1 protein-coding gene is annotated in these 1538 nt (G+C 55.7%); it reads right to left on the bottom strand.

Annotation, left to right across the window (positions count from 1 at the left end; genetic code table 11):
• Positions 1-1538 (bottom strand): condensation domain-containing protein (locus LGZ98_RS23675; protein ID WP_262978723.1); only part of this gene is annotated, 1538 nt, incomplete at both ends.

Below are 1538 nucleotides of genomic sequence, written 5' to 3' on the forward strand. Positions count from 1 at the left end.
AGATGCTCTTCTTGCTGCTGTAAGAGTGCCTGAATCTCATGGAACATTAACTCCAGCGTGAGATGGTCGCACACCAGATGGTGAGGCAGTAGCGCCAGCAGCCATTCACCGGATTGTGGGTCTTGCGCGATAGTGGCCGACATTAATGGCGCTCGGGTCGCGTCCAAGCGCATCTGCTTAGGGTCAGTGTGCTGATACAGTTGTCGTTCTGCATCTTCCCCCGCCAATAAGCTCAGTTCTTCAACCCGCAATGGCGCCTGACGCCACACCACCTGCACCGGCTCCGGTAATCCCTTCCAATGCACCGCGCTGCGCAAGATATCATGACGGTCGATTACCCGTTGCAAGGCAGCCAAAAAGCCATCCAAACGCTGTCGGCTGTCGAACGCCATTATAGTGTGCAATAAGTAAGGGTCTTCTTCCCCCCCCAATAAATAATGAAACAGGATACCTTGCTGTAGCGGGCCGAGTGGATAAATATCCTGGATATTGGCAGCGCCACCAGCAACGTCAGTTACAATGCTGTCTATCTCGGGTTGACTCAGCATAATCAGCGGCAGCATCTCCGGTGTGATAACCTGGGTATCTCCGGGGATACGATTCTCGGGAACACCCTCGCCCGCGATATTTTCCTCCTTGCTGACACGGGCAGCCATCGCCATCAGCGTTGGTTCGGCAAAAACGGTTCCCACGTCTAGGTGCAAATTCATCAGGCGTAATCGCTCGATCACACTGACGATCAACAGAGAATGCCCGCCTAACTCAAAGAAGTTGTCGTGGCGGCCGATACGCTCCACGCCTAACAAGTCCTGCCAAATCTGTGCCAGCTGCTGCTCAAGCTTACCCTGTGGCGCTTCATACTGCCGTGTCACCACCGCACGCTGGTCCGGGGCCGGCAATGCCTGCCGGTCCAGCTTGCCATTCGGTGTCAACGGTAACGCCTCCAGTCCCACAAATGCACCGGGCAGCATATAGTCCGCCAGGCTTGTGCTTAACTCAGCCCGCAGCGTTGCGGCGTCCAGCCCCATTCCGGCCTGCGGCACCAGATAGGCCACCAGCCGCTTGTCACCCGGCGCGTCTTCCCGGGCGACCACCACTGCCTCCCGCACACCGTCACAGGCCGCCAGCCGGGCTTCAATCTCGCCTAACTCAATACGAAAACCGCGGATCTTGACCTGGAAGTCATTGCGCCCAAGATATTCAATATTCCCATCCGGCAACCAGCGGCCCAGATCGCCGGTCTTATAGAGCCGGGCCGCTGGTTCATCGCTAAACGGATCGGCAATAAAGCGCTCTGCCGTCAATTCCGGGCGGTTTAAATAACCACGCGCTACCCCAGCCCCACCGATATGGAGCTCACCGGCCACCCCAATTGGTACTGGCTGGTTATAGTCGTCCAGAATGTAGATTTGGGTATTGCTGATCGGTCGACCAATGGGTACCAAACTTACATATTTGTTTGGTACACACAACCAAGAGGTAACATCAATCGCGGCTTCAGTTGGACCATATAAATTATGCAGTTCGCTATGTGGGAA

The sequence above is a fragment of the Photorhabdus kayaii genome (assembly GCF_025384895.1).
Taxonomy (GTDB): Bacteria; Pseudomonadota; Gammaproteobacteria; order Enterobacterales; family Enterobacteriaceae; genus Photorhabdus; species Photorhabdus kayaii.